General features: G+C 31.5%; 15 protein-coding genes. 7 read left to right on the top strand and 8 right to left on the bottom strand.

Features of this window, described 5'->3' with window-relative positions:
• Positions 1–36 precede the first annotated feature (36 nt).
• The 8 genes from pgi to uvrC form a co-directional block, all read right to left on the bottom strand.
• A complete protein-coding gene (pgi, locus tag Q4Q39_RS12300; RefSeq protein ID WP_303282791.1) occupies positions 37–1,656 on the bottom strand; it encodes a glucose-6-phosphate isomerase in 1,620 nt (539 codons plus the stop codon).
• Positions 1,656–2,978, bottom strand: a complete 1,323-nt coding sequence (locus tag Q4Q39_RS12295) for a peptidoglycan DD-metalloendopeptidase family protein (RefSeq protein WP_303282790.1) — start codon at positions 2,976–2,978, stop codon at positions 1,656–1,658. Before Q4Q39_RS12295 ends, pgi begins: the two co-directional genes overlap by 1 nt.
• Positions 2,936–3,853: a tryptophan 2,3-dioxygenase family protein gene (locus tag Q4Q39_RS12290; RefSeq protein WP_303282789.1), complete on the bottom strand. Its 918-nt coding sequence runs from the start codon at positions 3,851–3,853 to the stop codon at positions 2,936–2,938. Before Q4Q39_RS12290 ends, Q4Q39_RS12295 begins: the two co-directional genes overlap by 43 nt.
• Positions 3,854–3,859: 6 nt before the next feature.
• Positions 3,860–4,642, bottom strand: a complete 783-nt coding sequence (locus tag Q4Q39_RS12285) for a DUF3108 domain-containing protein (protein WP_303282788.1) — start codon at positions 4,640–4,642, stop codon at positions 3,860–3,862.
• A 204-nt stretch (positions 4,643–4,846) separates the two neighbouring features.
• Positions 4,847–6,007: a 4-hydroxyphenylpyruvate dioxygenase gene (gene hppD, locus Q4Q39_RS12280; protein WP_303282787.1), complete on the bottom strand. Its 1,161-nt coding sequence runs from the start codon at positions 6,005–6,007 to the stop codon at positions 4,847–4,849.
• Positions 6,008–6,129: 122 nt separating this feature from the next.
• Positions 6,130–7,284 (bottom strand): homogentisate 1,2-dioxygenase, encoded by a 1,155-nt coding sequence (locus Q4Q39_RS12275; protein WP_303282786.1) that lies wholly within the window; start codon positions 7,282–7,284, stop codon positions 6,130–6,132.
• A 254-nt stretch (positions 7,285–7,538) separates the two neighbouring features.
• On the bottom strand, positions 7,539–9,773 hold the full coding sequence (locus Q4Q39_RS12270) for a patatin-like phospholipase family protein (protein WP_303282785.1): 2,235 nt from the start codon (positions 9,771–9,773) through the stop codon (positions 7,539–7,541).
• Positions 9,770–11,563, bottom strand: a complete 1,794-nt coding sequence (gene uvrC, locus Q4Q39_RS12265; RefSeq protein WP_303282784.1) for an excinuclease ABC subunit UvrC — start codon at positions 11,561–11,563, stop codon at positions 9,770–9,772. Before uvrC ends, Q4Q39_RS12270 begins: the two co-directional genes overlap by 4 nt.
• Before the next feature lie 234 nt (positions 11,564–11,797).
• On the opposite strand from uvrC, the gene rimK reads away from it, so the two are divergent.
• From rimK to Q4Q39_RS12230, 7 genes are all read left to right on the top strand, one after another.
• The gene (gene rimK, locus Q4Q39_RS12260) at positions 11,798–12,676 is read left to right on the top strand and encodes a 30S ribosomal protein S6--L-glutamate ligase (protein ID WP_303282783.1); all 879 of its coding nucleotides are present in this window, start codon (positions 11,798–11,800) and stop codon (positions 12,674–12,676) included.
• A gap of 9 nt (positions 12,677–12,685) precedes the next feature.
• The gene (locus Q4Q39_RS12255) at positions 12,686–13,660 is read left to right on the top strand and encodes a succinylglutamate desuccinylase/aspartoacylase family protein (protein WP_303282782.1); all 975 of its coding nucleotides are present in this window, start codon (positions 12,686–12,688) and stop codon (positions 13,658–13,660) included.
• Positions 13,661–13,819: 159 nt separating this feature from the next.
• Positions 13,820–15,268, top strand: coding sequence for a PAS domain-containing sensor histidine kinase (locus tag Q4Q39_RS12250; RefSeq protein ID WP_303282781.1), 1,449 nt, complete (start codon positions 13,820–13,822; stop codon positions 15,266–15,268).
• Position 15,269: 1 nt separating this feature from the next.
• Positions 15,270–15,683: a response regulator gene (locus tag Q4Q39_RS12245; protein ID WP_303282780.1), complete on the top strand. Its 414-nt coding sequence runs from the start codon at positions 15,270–15,272 to the stop codon at positions 15,681–15,683.
• Positions 15,684–15,785: 102 nt separating this feature from the next.
• Entirely contained in the window at positions 15,786–16,349 is a 564-nt protein-coding gene (locus Q4Q39_RS12240; RefSeq protein ID WP_303282779.1) for a 5-formyltetrahydrofolate cyclo-ligase, read from the top strand.
• Between the two features lie 385 nt (positions 16,350–16,734).
• On the top strand, positions 16,735–17,286 hold the full coding sequence (locus tag Q4Q39_RS12235; RefSeq protein ID WP_303282778.1) for a sigma-70 family RNA polymerase sigma factor: 552 nt from the start codon (positions 16,735–16,737) through the stop codon (positions 17,284–17,286).
• Between the two features lie 123 nt (positions 17,287–17,409).
• A complete protein-coding gene (locus Q4Q39_RS12230; RefSeq protein WP_303282777.1) occupies positions 17,410–18,609 on the top strand; it encodes a FecR family protein in 1,200 nt (399 codons plus the stop codon).
• The last annotated feature ends 110 nt before the right edge of the window (positions 18,610–18,719 follow it).

The raw sequence follows: 18,719 nt of genomic DNA, 5'->3' as shown, positions 1-18,719 counted from the left end.
CCTTTTCTTTAATTTCATTAAGAATTCTACACTCTTTTACGCTAAACTCTTATAATAATTCAACAAGTTGCTGGTAGAAGAATCATGGTCACTATTATCGCTATTGTTAAATTCTTGTAAAATTTTGCTAGCCAATTGCTTCCCTAATTCCACTCCAAATTGATCATAACTATAAATATTCCAAATAATACCTTGTACAAATATTTTATGCTCGTACATGGCTATGAGTTTTCCTAAACTTTCAGGAGTTAGTTTATTTATAAAAATAGTATTGGTTGGTTTATTTCCTTTAAAAACTTTAAAAGGAATAATATCAGAACGTGTGCCTTCTGCAATGACTTCCTTCTCTGTTTTTCCATTTAAAAGTGCTTCTGTTTGGGCTAAAAAGTTAGAGATAAGTTTATCTTGATGATCTTGGTTACCGTGTAAAGACTTCGTGAAACCAATAAAATCTGCTGGAATCAGTTTAGTTCCCTGATGTATTAATTGAAAGAACGCATGTTGCGAATTCGTTCCTGGCTCTCCCCAAATTAAAGTACCTGTTTCATAATCTATAGGGTTTCCATTTCTATCAACACTTTTACCATTACTCTCCATAATGCCTTGCTGTAAATAGGTAGCAAATTGGTTTAAGTATTGAGAATAGGGTATAACGGCTTCACTTTCTGCCTTGAAAAAATTATTATACCATATACTTATTAAAGCTAATACAACTGGTATGTTAGTTTTAAAATCTTCAGTTTTAAAATGCTCGTCCATTTTGTTAGCTCCGTTAAGCAAGCTTTCAAAATTATTATATCCAACAGCCAAACTTATAGTTAAACCAACAGCACTCCATAACGAGAAACGACCACCAACCCAATCCCACATTGGGAAAATATTATTTTCATCTATTCCAAATGATTTCACACTTTGAATATTGGTTGATACTGCCACAAAATGTTTCCCAATAGCATCTTCGCTTGCAGATTTTAAAAACCACGCTTTAAGGGTATTCGCATTAGATAGTGTTTCCTGAGTCGTAAATGTTTTTGAAACTACAACAAAGAGTGTGGTCTCTGGATCTAGTTTTTTAATAACTTCATTTACATGATCTCCATCTACATTGCTTACAAAATGGGTCGTTAAATGGTTTTTATAATATTGCAAAGAATCCACGACCATGGCTGGACCTAAATCGGATCCTCCAATACCAATATTTACTATATCTGTAAATATTTTTCCTGTGAAACCTTTTCTGTCTCCATTTACAACTTCATTAGTAAACCGTTCTATCTTTTGTTTTACCTGATATACTTCTGGGATTACATTAACACCGTCTACATGACATTCTGAAATTTTAGGAGCTCGTAATGCTGAGTGTAGAACAGCTCTCCCTTCTGTTTGATTTATTATGTCTCCAGAAAACTGACTTTTAATAGCCTCTTTTAATTTAACCTCATCGGCTAATTCTAGTAAATATTTAAATGTCTCTTCTGTTATTCTATTCTTTGAAAAATCTACATAAAAGTCGTCCCATTTAATGGTTAACTTATTTGCTCGCTCATTGTCTTGAGCAAAAAAATCTTTCATATGAACATCTTTTACAGTTTTATAATGCTCTTGTAATCGTTTCCACGACTCTGTTGTCGTAGGGTTTATATTTGGTAATGCCATTAATCTTTAAATGAAATTAGATTGTTTTTATTTTCTAACGTTTCCTCTAAAACTTCATCTTTAAAAGGAACAGCATCTAACTGTACTTTTATAGGTGCAATGAAGTCTAAATATTTAACTTTTAAGGAATCTGATATTGGTTTTGCTTCTGGTAATTTTTGTTTAAAAGGATCTACTTGCCTTCCGTTTTTCCAAAAACGGTAACAAACATGGGGGCCTCCTGTATTTCCTGTCATACCAACCCAACCAATAACATCGCCTTGTTTAACAAACTGACCAACTTTTGCATTTCGTTTTTTCATATGGAGATACTGTGTCTCATAGGTCGCATTATGTCGGATTTTGACATAATTTCCATTGCCACCTCGTCTTCTAGATTCGGTAACTGTCCCATTAGCAGTAGCCATAATGGGTGTGCCAATGGCAGCGGCAAAGTCGGTACCTTTATGCGGGCGCACTTTATATCCATAAACTGCAATTCTTCTTTTTAAATTATATCTTGAAGAGATACGCTTAAATTTTACAGGGGCTTTTAAAAAGGCACGTCGTAAATTTTTTGCTTCTTCATTAAAATAATCAATAATGCCTTTTACAGAGTCTGTTTCAAATTCAAAGGCATAGAAAGGTTCTTTATTGTGCTCAAAAAATGCAGCTTTTATATTATGTACTCCAGTATAAATAGTGTCGTCAATATACTTGTCGGTATAAATCACTTTGAATCGATCTCCTTTTTGAAGGCGTCTAAAATCTATAGTCCAGGCATAAATTTCATCAGCCATTTTATATGCTAACCGTGGGCTTAACCCTTGCTCTTCTAATGTTTCCGAAATATTATTTGTAATGACTCCTGTAGCTACTTTTTCAACATATTTAATAGGTTTTCTACTTGTATATGCATGAATTGAATCATGAAAATTGACAACTACGTATTCTTCTGGGTTCGGCTGATAAATAAAACATTTCGGTAGTTCTAATGTATCTTTAGAGCATAGCAATGTATATGGCTTCCCTACTTGAAGGCGCCTTATATCGAAAGAGTCTTTGGCTTTTTCTGCTATGTGAAATATCTTGGGATAACCTAGTTTGTTACGCTCTAAAATGACTCCAAAAGTATCTCCCCTTTTAATAGTGTCCCGCTTAACAACATAATCGTTTAAGTTAAAACCGAATTCATAAACTTCTTTCGGAACCTCTTCTACTACTGCTAATTCTTCTTCTAAAATAACAGGTTTAGGTTCATCTTTACAGGCAATAAAAGATATTGCTAGTATTAGTAGTATTAAATATCTGTTCCCCACTCTTGTATTTCTTTTTCTGACCATAATTCTGGAAAAAATATCCTTTTTTGGTATTTTGGGTGCATGTATTTTACCCATTCACTGCCTCCGGTGGCTTCTGCTGTTTTACCACCTATATTCAAATAATGATTTGCTGTATTATAATGTGCCATAACCCATTTTATATTTACTGTATAGTCATAATGACGCATGGCTTTTATTAACTCTTTATTCTCTCTAGCTTCTTTTGGTAACGCCTTAAATTTTGACCACAAGTTGTTACCATAGTAAAACTTAGTAAATCTGATAAACTCCTCTTTATATTTCTCCTCAAAAGCAGTTAACAGGTAGCTTTTTTTACCTGTTTTATAATCTTTACCTGCTGCTTGCCAATACAAATGTTCGAAAGCATTTTCATAAGACGAATTCCTGTCTATAGTATCCCTAAATCTTTTGTCTATAAGGTTTATAAGTTCAGTCGAAGCAAACTCAATTTTTCTATATTGAGCGCTTTGAAATCCACTCGCAGGTGTTAATGTATGTCTGAATTTATTATATTGATCAACATCCATACCATCTTTCATAATACTAAAAGAAGAGGTAAGCATATCAAAATAACGACTAATGCGCATTAATTTTGAAGTAAACATAATCGTATCTACATCATCATTATTTGCTACTTGATCTATCTCACCAAGTATCATTTTAAACAAGAGTTCATTAATTTGATGGTACATTATAAACACCATCTCATCTGGAAAAACGGTACGTTGTATTTGAAGATTTAGTAACGCATCTGTTTGAATATAATCCCAATAATTAATGGGTTTACTATGAAGTAACCCTTCTAAATAAGTCTCATAATCCTGGTCTATTGCCTCGTATTTCTCCTTTAGCTGGTCGGTTATTTTTGAATTCAAAATCTATTAATTATCTACAACTATTTTAAAAGGATGCTTTAACCCTTTAAAAGCTTCAAGGTCTGCTCTTAGAGAGCCAACTGCTAAATCTGCTTTGATTCGTAAAGGTACTTTATTTTTGTCTTTTGACACCCATAGAGTTAAACTTTCTTCTTCTTTAAAAACACGTCCAGCCATAACATACGGTCTGAACTTTAAAGATTCAACTTCTCCAAAATCAGTCTCTATAGTTTCCTCTCCGATATATTGTAGTTTGAACCCATAATTTTCTTCATCAAAAAACATATCTACCCTCACTTCACTACCTGGCTTTAATTTTCTGGTATCTAAATTATTACGCAAATAATAAAACGTAGAGACCATATCCTGAATATTGGGTTTCGTATCAATAACTGTCTTTTTTTTATACTTTTTATTGTTTACGTATGCCTTATGTTTTACCTGATCGAAATCTATTTCAAGATCTTTAGTATGACCTCCTTCATCTATTTTTCTAATAAATTTATAAGGCATAATGGTTTTTTTATCAAAGTAACTTTCGTATCTGTCTTTTACTTTGAAAAACCATTTTATCATACCAGTTGTCCAACCATTTCCGACTACATGATATACATCTTTGTTATTTAGTTTAGAATCTTTTACTGCAAGTGTGGCATTCCCCGCTTTTAAAAAGCCGCTATAACTCATTCTAAATTTGAACCATTCACCATTTTCAAATGCCGATTCTTGTTGAGAAAAGGACATTTGCATAGCCAATATTGCTGTTAATATAAGTAGTATTCTTTTCATTTGTATGGGTCTTGATAATGTAACTTCTTAATGTACATTTTATTGCTATATGTTTAGAAATTACAATTACTGTTCCAAAAATAAAAATTTCTTTCGACTCTCCACTATTAATTAGAAGTGCTTAACATTAATTTGTTACAATAAACAAAAAAACTCCAACAAATAAATGATGGAGTTTTTACCTAGATTTTACATATATATATATTACAATGTACCTCTATTGGCTTGCTCTCTTTCAATAGATTCGAAGAGTGCTTTAAAATTTCCTGCTCCAAAACCACGAGCTCCCATACGCTGAATAATCTCGAAAAATAATGTTGGTCTGTCTTCAACTGGTTTAGTGAAAATTTGCAATAAATAGCCTTCCTCATCAGCATCAATCATGATCCCTAAGCTTTTTAACGTCTCGATATCTTCTCTCAATTCATGACTATGTTCTTCTAACCTTCCTGGCACTGCTTTATAATATTCTTCTGGTGGCGTGGATAAAAACTCAATCCCTCTAGTTCTTAAGCTAGAAACCGTAGTAATGATATCATCGGTTGCTACGGCTATATGCTGAACTCCTGGGCCTTCATAAAAATCAAGGTATTCTTCTATTTGTGATTTTTTCTTTCCTTCAGCAGGTTCGTTTATTGGAAACTTTATTCGTCCATTTCCATTACTCATTACTTTACTCATTAAGGCTGAATATTCTGTATGGATTTGCTTATCATCAAAGGACAAGAAATTCTCAAAGCCCATAACGTCTTCATACCATTTTACCCATGTATTCATTTCTCCCCAACCTACATTACCTACCATATGATCTATATACTTAAGCCCTAATGGTTCTGGATTGTAATCTGATTTCCATTCCCTGAAACCTGGTAAAAATGTCCCGTTATAATTTTTACGTTCTACAAACATATGTACGGTTTCACCATATGTATATATTCCAGCTCTAACAACTTCACCGTGTTCATCCTTTTCTACAACAGGTTCCATATATGATTTTGCACCTCTACTTGTGGTTTCTTCGTATGCTTTTCTTGCATCTTCAACCCACAGCGCTATGACTTTTACCCCGTCACCATGTTTTACAATATGGTCATTTATTGGTGAGGTACTATGTAACGGTGTTGTTAAAATCAAACGAATTTTATCTTGCTTAAGCACATAACTTACAGAATCTCTAGATCCTGTTTCTAAGCCTTTATAGGCATAAGATTGGAATCCAAATGCTGTTTTATAAAAATGTGCTGATTGTTTTGCATTGCCTACATAGAATTCTACATAGTCTGTTCCTAAAAGCGGCAAGAAATCTTGTGCACCTTCAAATATTTTTTCTAAACCGTAGTTTACTGATTTTATGTCTTTACTCATAATTAAGCCCCTCTTAATCTCCCCAAATGGGAGAAACTCAAAACTGGACGGGTTTTAAGTATTTAATTATACTTCATTTATATTATTTACACTAATAAAAGTCCCCTTTGGGGATTTAGGGGCTATAACCAAGATTTATGATAATCTTCATCGGCAATTTTCATAGCCTCTTCTGTAACCATAAGTGGTTTAAATGTATCTACCATAACAGCAAGTTCATCGGTTTTTTGTTTACCAATACTTCTTTCTGCTGCTCCTGGGTGTGGCCCGTGAGGGATTCCTGCTGGGTGCAATGATATGTGACCTGCATCGATATCATTTCTACTCATAAAATCACCATCTACATAATATAATACCTCATCACTATCTATGTTACTGTGATTATATGGTGCTGGAATTGACTGCGGATGATAATCGTATAAACGCGGAACAAAACTGCATACCACAAAGGCATCGGTTTCGAAAGTTTGATGTACTGGTGGTGGTTGATGAATACGCCCTGTTATAGGTTCAAAGTCGTGAATTGAAAAGGCATACGGATAATTATATCCATCATAACCGACCACATCAAACGGGTGTGATGCGTAAACCATTTCTATAATATCTCCTTGTTTTTTTACTTTTATTAAAAAATCTCCAGATTCATTATAGGTTTCCAACTCTTCAGGCCTGCGAATATCTCGCTCACAAAATGGTGAGTGTTCTAATAATTGTCCGAACCAATTTCTATAGCGCTTTGGCGTATATATTGGTCTGTGGGACTCGACTATAAACAGTCTATTATCCTTGGTTTCGAAATCTATTTTATAAATAACACCTCTTGGCACTAATAGATAATCTCCATATTTAAAATCGAGATTACCCAGCATGGTTCTTAATTTCCCTGTTCCTTTATGGATAAAAATAAGTTCGTCTGCATCTGTATTTTTATAAAAATAATCGTTTGTAGAGTGTTTTGGTGCTGCCAATATAATAGCGCAATCACTATTTACCAATATCGTTTTTCTACTTTGTAAAAAGTCTTGTTCTGGCTTTACCTGAAAGCCTTTTAAACGATATGATTTGATATTATTTTTTAAAGCAATTTTTGGTGCTACGCTATACTGATTCTTAATTTCTTTTACTTGTGTGGGACGTTGTTCGTGATAACTATTGGTGGACATACCATCAAAACCAATAGTACCAAATAACTGCTCGTAATACAAACTGCCATCTGGCTTTCTAAATTGTATGTGACGTTTACGCGGAATATTTCCTAATTTATGATAAAAAGGCATTGTTTCTAAAATTAAAGATTAAAAAATTATAAAGTTTATAGGTTCAATGTCCTAAACTTTAAAATGATATATTTAAAGATACAATAAAACCTGCCTATTCAGGATTTCTCTTGATAAGATAGTGTAAGAATGCTAAAAGTCCTTGCCAAAAAGTTTGCATAACCTTACAAATATCGTGATTTTTTTGGAGTTTTAATTATATCTCTTGTTGTTTTAAAAGATTCCCTCCTTCGTGGGAATGTCAAAACGGTTTATTAAAACCAGAAACCTATATTGAAAAACCAGATACTTTTTTTCTGTTCGGGAGAATAACTAAACTTCCCTTGAATGGGGCCGACAAAGGTATCTATAGAATATCCTAATGCATAGCCATTATAATCTGAAAATGAAAACCATTCCCCAGTTTCAAATATATCATCATCTACGTTGGCCCAGTTTCCTTCTAAGGTAATGTGATGATTTTTAAAAATCTCATAATCCGCAATAGCTGATGCTTTCACATAACTATTTCCTGTAATCGAAAGAAAATCATACCCTAAAAACGGCACAAAATTATTTATTAAATTATTACCATAACCGCCCAATGCAAAATCTAACGCTTGAGTAGATTTATCGCCTAATTTAAACCCTCCATTAGACTGGAAATTGAATGCCAATTTATCCGAAACGCTAAAAGCATAACCGATGTCTGCTCTAGCTATAGAGAATCTTTCAAAGTTCTCGTTAAATCTTGATGCATGAAGGTATAGATGTACATCACCATTAAAATAATATCCTTTTTTTGGAAAATATTTATTGTCATAAGTGTCTAACTTTAAATTCCCAAAGACACTCAAATAATCGGTGTTTTCAAATAGGAATTCATCATCTCTATCATTTGACATGATTGTTTGAGATTTCACTTCTAAACGCTTGTGTTCTGCCCCTAGACTTAGCGCAAAATCTTTTCTAAACAATGTTTGCACATAAATCTGATTGGTTTGATCTTGTAATTCGGCATCTATTTTATTCAATCCCGTACCAACAATTTGATCATCTTCAAGTAGCAACTGGGCACTTATATTTTTATGAAACTGCTGATATCTGGATTTTAATCCGATACTCCAATAAAAACCTTTATCAATTAAATATTCAAAATTATATCTAACATTGTCTCCTAAAATCAGATCTAATGAGGCTACATCACTATCAAACAGTAAATTATTTTTAGTTAGATTTATTAACAGCGCACTTTTATACAAATCATCATAATGAACACCTGCTTTAATAAAAGCTGTGTTTTTAGTTTCTATTATCGTTGCAAATAAATCGTAGCCTTCTTTTTCTTTCGATTTTCTAAACTCATACTGAAATGTTTCAAAGTTATTTGTTGCTACTAAACTATTTACACCCTTATTAAAGTCTTCATAACTTACTTTTTTATTAGGTTTCAACTTTAATTTACCCATAATGTAAGCTCTCGTATAGCGATCCTTCCCTGCAAAAGAAGCCTTGTTAATTATAATACTATCCTGTGCTTCTATTTTTATTTTCGAGGTGATGCTTTTCTTTTGGTTCTCTTTTATTAAAGTCTGTAAAGCTTCGGCTTTATTTATGGCGGCTAGTCTACCTTTTTCTATAATTTCAAAACCTTCATTAAAAGATACCACGTTAAAGTTTTCAATATCCGGCTTAATGTAAATATCCGTTTTAGGGATCTTTACTTTCATATCTTTAATAGTCCTAAAATTGTTAATCTGAAGTAAGACGTCTGGTGCAGAAATTAATTCTTCACGACCAGCTAATCCATCTTGAACGTCTACTCCAATAATAACATCCATTCCTTTAGCTCTCAATTCATCAATTGGATAGTTATTTACTACACCGCCATCCGTAAGGATTTGATCATTAATAACGACTGGTTGAAATATTGAAGGCAATGCGCCGCTAGCCATAGCAGATTGGGCTAAATTCCCTTTATCTAGTATAACGGCTTGTCCTGTTTCAATATTAGTAGCAACACAAAAAAATGGAATGGGCAACTCGTTAAAGTTTTTTATTTCACTAACATGTAATGTTAATCTTGAAAGTAAGCTGTATGTGTTATGCCCTCTAGAAAGTGCTGATGGTAATGAAATCTTAAAACCATTGAAAGGAAGTTTTATTGCATATTTTTCATCATTATCACGTTCATAAAATGCTTTGGATCCTCTTGGTAAATTATCATTTATAATATTGTCAAAATTGATTTCTTTAAAAATAGAATCCAGTTGGTTTCCTGAGTAGCCTGATGCATACAATGCTCCAATAATAGCCCCCATGCTTGTACCAGCAACATAATCAATTTTCACTCCTAAACTATCAATAACTTTAAGAGCCCCTATATGAGCTAGTCCTTTTGCGCCACCACCACTTAGTACCAATCCTACTTTAACATCATCATTTTTTACATCTTGAGAAAACCCTTCAAAACAAATGAAAACCGATATGAATGCTAAAACGTACTTCATTTATTATGATAATAATTATAAACCTTTTCAGCTCTTGAAACACCTACTACAGCTTCCAACTCATCTAATTTTGCATTCGCTACCCGCTTAGCAGATTTAAAATGTTTTAATAGTTCTACGACTGTTTTATCTCCTATCCCCGAAATAGTTTCCAGCTCTGTATTTAACGCGCTTTTACTACGTTTATTTCTATGATGTTCGATTCCAAAACGGTGTGCTTCATTTCGTAATTGTTGTATAATCTTTAACGTTTCACTTTTCTTATCTAGGTACAAAGGAATAGGGTCATTTGGATAAAATAATTCTTCTAAACGTTTTGCAATTCCTATGATAGCTATTTTACCTCTTAAATTTAATGCGTCCAGGCTTTTTAATGCTGAAGATAATTGCCCCTTACCTCCGTCAATAATTATAAGCTGTGGCAAGGGTTGCTTTTCTTCAACCAGACGTTTATACCGCCTGTAAACAACTTCTTCCATAGAAGCAAAATCGTCAGGGCCCACAACAGTTTTAATATTAAAATGGCGATACTCTTTTTTACTAGGTTTTCCGTTTTTAAAAACCACACATGCAGCCACTGGATTTGTTCCTTGAATATTAGAATTATCAAAACATTCAATATGTCTTGGTTCTCCAGAGAGTCTCAAATCGGCTTTCATCTGCGCCATAATTCTATTGGCATGTCTATCGGGGTCTACAATTTTATCTTGCTTAAAACGCTCCATCCTATAGTATTTGGCGTTTCGGAGCGATAAATCCAAAATATGCTTTTTATCTCCTAACTTTGGGACACTTACTTTAATATCTTTACCTAAATCCACTTTAAAAGGCACATAAACTTCTTTTGAATTAGAGTTGAAACGCTGTCTGATTTCAATGATAGCTAATTCTAAAAGTTGTAAATCTGTTTCGTCTAATTTCTTTTTTACCTCTAAGGTATGTGATCGAATGATAGATCCGTATGAGAGTTGTAAAAAATTAACATAACCATAACTTTCGTCACTCATAATAGAGAATACGTCTACATTGCTAATTTTTGGATTTACTATGGTGGATCTTGCTTGGTAATTTTCTAATATTTCTACTTTTTCCTTTATTTTTTGGGCTTCTTCAAACTGCATGGCTTCCGCAAAATATTTCATTTGCACTTTAAACTGAGTCAATGAGTCTTTAAAATTCCCTTTTAAAATCTCTTTGATAGCTTTTACATTATCATGATATTCTTGTTCTGTTTCTAATCCCTCGCAAGCGCCTTTACAATTTCCTAAATGATATTCTAAACATACTTTATATTTATCTGCTTCTATTTTATCTTGAGACAAATGGTAATTACATGTTCTTAAAGGATATAAACCTTTTATTAAATCTAATAATGTTGAAACCGTTTTCATACTAGTATAAGGACCAAAATACTCGCTCCCGTCCTTAAAGACACGACGTGTTGAAAACACTCTAGGAAAACGTTCTTTTTTTATACAAATCCAAGGATAAGATTTGTCGTCTTTTAACATCACATTATAACGGGGCATGTGTTTCTTAATTAGATTGTTTTCTAACAACAAAGCATCCGTTTCTGTTTCTACTACAATATGTTTTATACTCGCAATCTTTTTTACAAGCACTCTGGTTTTACCATTATCATGGGTTTTTGTAAAATACGAGCTAACTCTTTTCTTTAAGTTTTTAGCTTTACCAACATATAAAATGGTTCCTTCTTTATCATAATACTGATAAACTCCAGGTTGGTTTGGCAAGGTCTTTAATTGTATATCTAAATCCAGGGTATTCATCTAATTCAAAGGTAATTATTTTAATTTTTTATTATAAAGAAAGGGAGATGATATTTTATTCAAAATCAAATAAAAAACAATCAAATTAGGGCGTAAAATGCAAATTTCACATCTATAGAAAAAATTTAAAACGCGTTCAATGAGTAATTCTTTGCAATTTACGTGAAATTTCCTGTATTTTTAGACAGGTTATTTTTTGTAAACGCAAACATGTTACTTTTTATTTAAAACATAATGAATGTAGTTATTCTATCTAGAAATCCTCTTTTATATTCCACTGAGCGTTTAGTTCAAGAAGGAGAAAAACGCGGACATATTATGGAGGTTATAGATCCCTTAAAATGTGATCTTATTATTGAAAAAGAAAAACCTACCATTTATTATAAAGATCGTTATTTAGATTATGTAGATGCTATTATTCCTCGAATTGGAGCTTCTACAACATTTTTTGGCTGTGCAGTTGTAAGACAATTTGAAATGATGAATGTATTTACTTCTGTCACATCAGATGCTATTATAAGGTCTAGAGATAAACTAAGAAGCTTCCAAAGGCTTTCTAAAGCTGGAATTGGTATGCCAAAAACAGTATTTACTAATTATTCTAGAGATGTTGAAAAAGTAATTTCACACGTTGGAGGGACTCCGGTTATCATTAAACTTCTTGAAGGAACTCAGGGGCTAGGTGTTGTATTGGCCGAGACTAAAAATGCTGCTGAGTCTGTTTTAGAAGCTTTTAATGGATTGCAAGCAAGAGCTCTGGTACAAGAATATATATCTGAAGCTAAAGGTGCCGATTTAAGAGCTTTAGTTGTAGATGGGCAAGTAATAGGCGCTATAAAAAGGCAAGGCAAAGAAGGTGAATTTCGTTCGAACTTACACAGAGGTGGTAGCGCCGAAGTTATAAAACTGAATGAAGCCGAATTAAAAGTTGCCATGAAAGCATCCAGAGTATTAAAACTTCCTGTCTGTGGTGTAGATATGCTACAATCTACAAGAGGGCCGCTGCTTTTAGAAGTAAACTCAACTCCAGGCTTGGAAGGTATCGAAACCGGTACTGGCAAAAACATTGCTAAAAGCATCATTACTTATATAGAAAGAAACAGACACAGTTAAACCAAATTAATGACTGATAATCAAAAAGACATATTAACTATTCTTGGTACATCTATAAACCCTGGAGAACGTATAGAAGCAAATTTTGATGTTGCTAATTTACACACATCCACACCTGTAAATGTTCCCGTAATTATTGAACGCTCTAAAAAACCAGGCCCCGTAGTATTGTTTACTGCTGGTATACATGGCGACGAAGTTAATGGTGTCGAAATTGTTAGACAACTTATTGCTAAAGGCATCAACAAACCAAAATGTGGTACTATTATTTGCATGCCTGTTATAAATATTTTTGGTTTTATAAATTTAAAACGAGAGTTTCCTGATGGACGTGATTTAAATCGTGTTTTTCCTGGAAGTTCAAATGGATCTTTAGCAAGCAGAGTTGCTCACAAACTTATACACGACATTGTACCTCACGTAGATTATATTATGGATTTTCATACAGGAGGTTCTGGTAGATTTAATGCTCCACAAATTCGTATTGCAGAAAATGACAAACATCTTAATAAGCTAGCTGAAATATTTGGGGCTCCATTTGTATTATATTCTAAAAATTTAAACAAATCTTTTAGACATACGTGTGTTAAGTTAAAAAAGCCCATGCTTCTTTTTGAAGGCGGAAAGTCTTTTCACATAGATGATTTAATAACTAATTCTGGCGTTAATGGTGCTAAACGTGTTTTAAACCATTTAAACATGCTCAGATCTAAATTTAAGGTTTCAACCCCTAAAAAAGATTGCATCTTTATAAATGAAAGCAAATGGAAACGTGCCAAATATTCAGGTATGTTTAAGGCATCCGCAGAGATAAGTTCTAAAGTACTGAAAGGCGATATTTTAGGTAATATTACAGATCCATATGGCAAGTTTAATTACTTTGTAAAGGCAGATAACACTGGTTATATAATAAATGTAAATGAAGCCCCTATTGTGTATCAAGGTGATGCGCTTTTCCATATAAGCGTCAAACTTAAAGATTAACACATTAGTCTTAACCAGCCCATAAAACAGCAACTACATTTGTCGGATAATTCGTTTAAATGATCACTTTTATCGATTAAATGCATTTTTTATCGTTTATTTGTTAAATTAATGTTATGTTTACTTCATTAAAAAATTAAAACCTGTCTCTCTAACACCATGGTACAAATTAAAATGCCCCCAAAACCAATTGATAATAATATTGGTTATTTGGAGTTGAAGAATAATAACATTTATTGTTCTAAAGTTTTTTTATCCGATCTTGGGTACTCTACAAAAAATAAAAAAATTAGTTTAGAATTCTTTTTAAGTAATCTTATTCATAAAGACGACAGCAATCAATTTAGAAATAATTATTTTAGTTTTATTAAAAGTAATTTGGACTTTAGACAGAGCATGCTAATTGAGTCTAAAAATGGAAAATATAAAGAGTTTGTTTGCACAACAAATCACGATGACATTAATTTTAACAACAATAAAGCAAATTCAAAGTTTCTCTTTTTTAATAAACGGAAATATAAAACCAATAAAAAGGTAAAAAAGAGTCAGTTTTATTATAAAGAAACTGCTGAGATGACATCAACAGGTAGTTGGTATGTGGATTTAATAAAACGAAAAAGTTATTGGGATCAGCAAACAAGAAGAATCTTAGAATATCCTGAAGATTATATACCTTCTATAAATAAATCCGTTTCATATTACCCAAAAGAATCTTTTGAGCTAGTTAAAAAACTTTTTGTAATGTGTTATATTAATGGAGAATCATTTAATACAGAAATAAAAATGCTTACCAAAAACAATCGCGAATTCTGGGCAAAAGTTAAGGGAAAACCTGTATTTAATGACAAGAAAAAAATCATTGGTGTGCGTGGTATTTTTCAAGATATTGATGAAACAAAAGCAAAAGAATTGAGTTTACAAAGAACTTCGAATATCATTGCTTCTCAAAACAAAAGACTCTTCAATTTTGCTCATATAGTATCTCATAATTTAAGATCTCATACTAGCAATTTATCACTCGTTGTAGAATTAATAAAGGCTACTGAATCTAAAGAAGAAAAAATAGAATTAATTAATACTGTAGAAGACATAGCATCCAGTTTAAATGATACTATAGAGCATTTAAATGAAGTTGTCACGATTCAAACTAGTACAAATAAGAGTATATCTCCCATTAAGTTTAGCGAATCTTTAAAACACATAAAAACATCTATTGGGCAAATAATCACAAAAAATAAAGCAATGATAGATTCCGATTTTTCAAAAATTGATACTATCAATTATATTCCTGCCTATCTTGAAAGTATTCTGTTGAATTTAATAACAAACTCAATTAAATACAAGCATCCAGAACGAGATCCTGTTATAAAAATAAGATCTTATATAGAAAATTCTAAAACAGTTTTAGAAATAACCGATAATGGTATCGGAATTGATCTAGAAAAATTCGGAGGTAAACTTTTTGGAATGTACAAGACATTTCATTACAATAAAGATGCCGTCGGAATTGGGTTATTTATAACAAAAAACCAAATTGAGGCATTAAATGGTGAAATTAATGTTTTTAGTGAAGTTGAAAAATTCACAACCTTTAAAATTACTTTTTAATATGAATAACAAACTAATCGAACTTGCTTGTATTATAGATGATGATGACATCTACACAAATCTGGTAAAGCGTGTTATTGAAACAAAAAAGCTTTGTAAAAATCTTATAATTTTTAAAAACGGAAAACAAAGCATAGACTACTTTGAAGCATTGCTTCAAAATTTAGAAGACAGCAAAATTCCAGATATTATTTTTATAGATTTAAATATGCCTATTATGGATGGCTGGGAATTTATTGAACAGTTTACAAAAATAAAAAACAGGTTTAATAAATTGATTACGCTTTATATTGTAAGCTCGTCTATAAATCCAGTAGATATTGACCGTGCAAAATCTTTAAATAGTATTAAAGGTTATCTTGTGAAACCTATTGTTATTAATGAATTAGAAGTTATTTTTAATAAAAGTGCTTGATTTTCGATTACATGTATTTAAAAATATACTATTAAATCATTTACTTTTTTATCTTTTATAAGGAACTTTATAAATGTTTACTAAAAACTCAAAAGGTCTGCTATGATTAAATCTAAGCTACGAAAAAAGTACAAAATACTTCGAAATGATTTATCGTTTTCTCAAATTGAAGATTTAAGTATTTCTATAGCAAATCAGCTTTTAAAATTATCCATTTGGGAGTATACTTTTTATCATGTGTTCTTATCTATCGAAGAACAAAAAGAAGTTAATACCGATTATATCCTTAATATCTTATCTGGAAAAGATAAAAACATTGTTATTTCCAAAAGTAATTTCAAAACGGGTCTTATGACTCATTTCCTTTTAACCGATAACACAAAAATTAAGAAAAATAGCTATAACATTCCTGAACCTCTTGATGGTATCAACATTTCAGATGATAAAATTGATGTTGTTTTCATGCCTCTTTTAGGATTTGACAAAGCTGGGAACAGAGTTGGCTATGGCAAAGGGTTTTATGATCGCTTTTTGACCGATTGTAAACCCGAAACGATTAAAATTGGCTTATCTTTTTTTGGAGCCGAAGACAAAATTACAGATATTTTTGAAGGTGATGTGAAGCTAGATTATTGCATAACTCCCGAGCATATTTTTAAATTTTAATCATTACAAACCCTCTCGAGTAGGAGTCATAAAAGATATTTTACACCTATGTTTCCTTATACACGCTTTGTAATCTATAACATAATCGATGTGCAGTTTGTAATAGGGTCAACTCTTTTTTATTTTAATTTGATTGTTCTTTTTATCTCATTAATAAAAAAAATATCTTTGCGAACATTGAGTTTCACTCTCATCATAAATTTCAGTTTAAAGCTGATTTTTTTATACTAAAATAGATCATATGAAGTTGGCTAGATTTTATTTAGTTTATCAAGTAAAAATTAGCTTTTTATGTACTTTTGATATTTAGTTTTTTATACTTTGCTAATATGATTTAAAAACCCTCAACAAAAAAGTTTATCAATTTTTTATAACGGATATAAATTTGAACATAATAAAAAAGGAAAAAGAAATATCAAAAATTTATAATGAAGTATATAATTCATTATACGCTTCTCTTTGTTTTTTTTCGAATAAGTATACAAACAACTTAGAAAAATCAAAAGGCATAGTACAAGAGGTGTATATTCGTTTGTGGAATCATGATATCCTTTCGCAAGGAAATGATGCTATAAAAGCATTTTTATACATTTCAGTAAGAAATAAAAGTTTAGATTATTTAAAAAGTAAAGAATGTCAAATGAAAAATAATTCTACTTCATTAGACATTCAAATGATAGCTTCCGACACTTATTTTGAAAAAGAAGTATTGATAGAAGAAATCTCTAGGTTGGTTAATGAAGCCATAAAAACGTTACCCCTAAAATGTAGAGAAGTAGTAGAATTAAGTATGAGGGGACATCAAAATAGCCATATTTCTGAAGAATTAGGAATTTCAATTAATACGGTTAAAATGCAAAAAAGAATAGCATATAAAAAATTAAGGCCTCTCTTAAAAGATTGTTACGTTTTTGTATTGGCTCTTTTAACTGTTTAGGTTCAAAAAAACCTAAAAAACGTACTTTATTAAATTTTTGTTAAAAAAAGTGCTTTTTTTTACACTCTTCACTTTTATTATGTCGTTTTATTAAAAAACCTCTAAGTTTTTTGATATCCGACAATGAAAAATTTACAAAATATTTTTAGCCTAGCAAAAAAATCGGTTTCTTCTTTATTAAATCATAACAAGATTGAAAAAAATGAGATTGAGCAGGTATTTAGTTCTGAACATTCAGAAGAAATAGTTAAAAGGCTTCAAGACTTTAAAAGTCAGAAAGCGAGGAAAGAAACTATAACGTTAATAAATAAGGGAAAAAAAAGTGATTGGAAAAAAATTCAAAAGCAAATAAAGCCATCCACTAAGATCCACTATTTAAAAGCCGCTTTAAGAGTCGCTGCTATTTTGGTTATTACTTTGGGCTCTACATATTACTTTACAAGTACTGGTTACTTTTCAAAAGAAAAGTTGACTGAAAACCCACTTCATGAGCAAACGTCTCAAAGTACTGAAGATATCATTTTAAAATTATCTAACGGAAAAACACAAATAATCAATTCAAACGAATCATTAGACATTACTGATGATAATGGATCAATTGTTGGCACTCAAAAAGGTAAAAAACTAAATTATCACAATAAGAATACCACAGTTTCTAAAACACTTGTTTATAATGAATTGATTGTTCCTTACGGGAAAACTTTTGAGCTGACCTTATCGGACGGCACATTAATTCATTTAAATTCTGGTACAGTTTTAAAATATCCAGTACAGTTTTTAAGCGGTAAAAACAGAGAAGTATTTTTAACGGGTGAAGCTTACTTCAAAGTAAATAAAGACCAAAAGCATCCATTTATAGTGAATGCAAACAACTTAAATATTAGAGTTTTAGGAACAGAATTTAACGTGTCTTCCTATCCTGAGGATAAAAACATTAATACTGTTTTGGTAGAAGGTTCTGTTGGGCTTTATGCAGAAAATGAATCATATAGCAAAGTAAATGCAAGGTTACTTGAGCCCGGAAAAAAGGCGAAATGGAATAAGTCTAATCAAAAAATAACAATTGAAAAAGTAGATACTTCTATTTATACCAGTTGGATTGATGGCACACTAGTTATAGAACATTTGAAATTTCATCAAATCATAAAAAGATTAGAAAAACACTACAATGTAGAAATTATTAATAACAATGAACAACTAGCAGAACAAATATTTACGGCTACTTTTAGAGTAGAAAATATTAAGGAAGTTTTAGATTCTTTTAAAACAAATTTCTCTTTTGAATACATAATTAGAGAAAACACCATAATAATTAACCACTAAACTAAATAAAAAATGAATTGAACCATCTTAACTAAACAAATGAGGTCATACAAAAAACCGGAAAATGCTGGCACATTTTCCGATCTATTAAAGAATTGCATGATCTAAAA

Source organism: Flavivirga amylovorans, assembly GCF_030540875.1.
Classification (GTDB): domain Bacteria; phylum Bacteroidota; class Bacteroidia; order Flavobacteriales; family Flavobacteriaceae; genus Flavivirga; species Flavivirga amylovorans.
The sequence above is the reverse complement of the archived record's forward strand: the minus strand, read 5'-3'. Positions and strand labels throughout refer to the sequence as shown.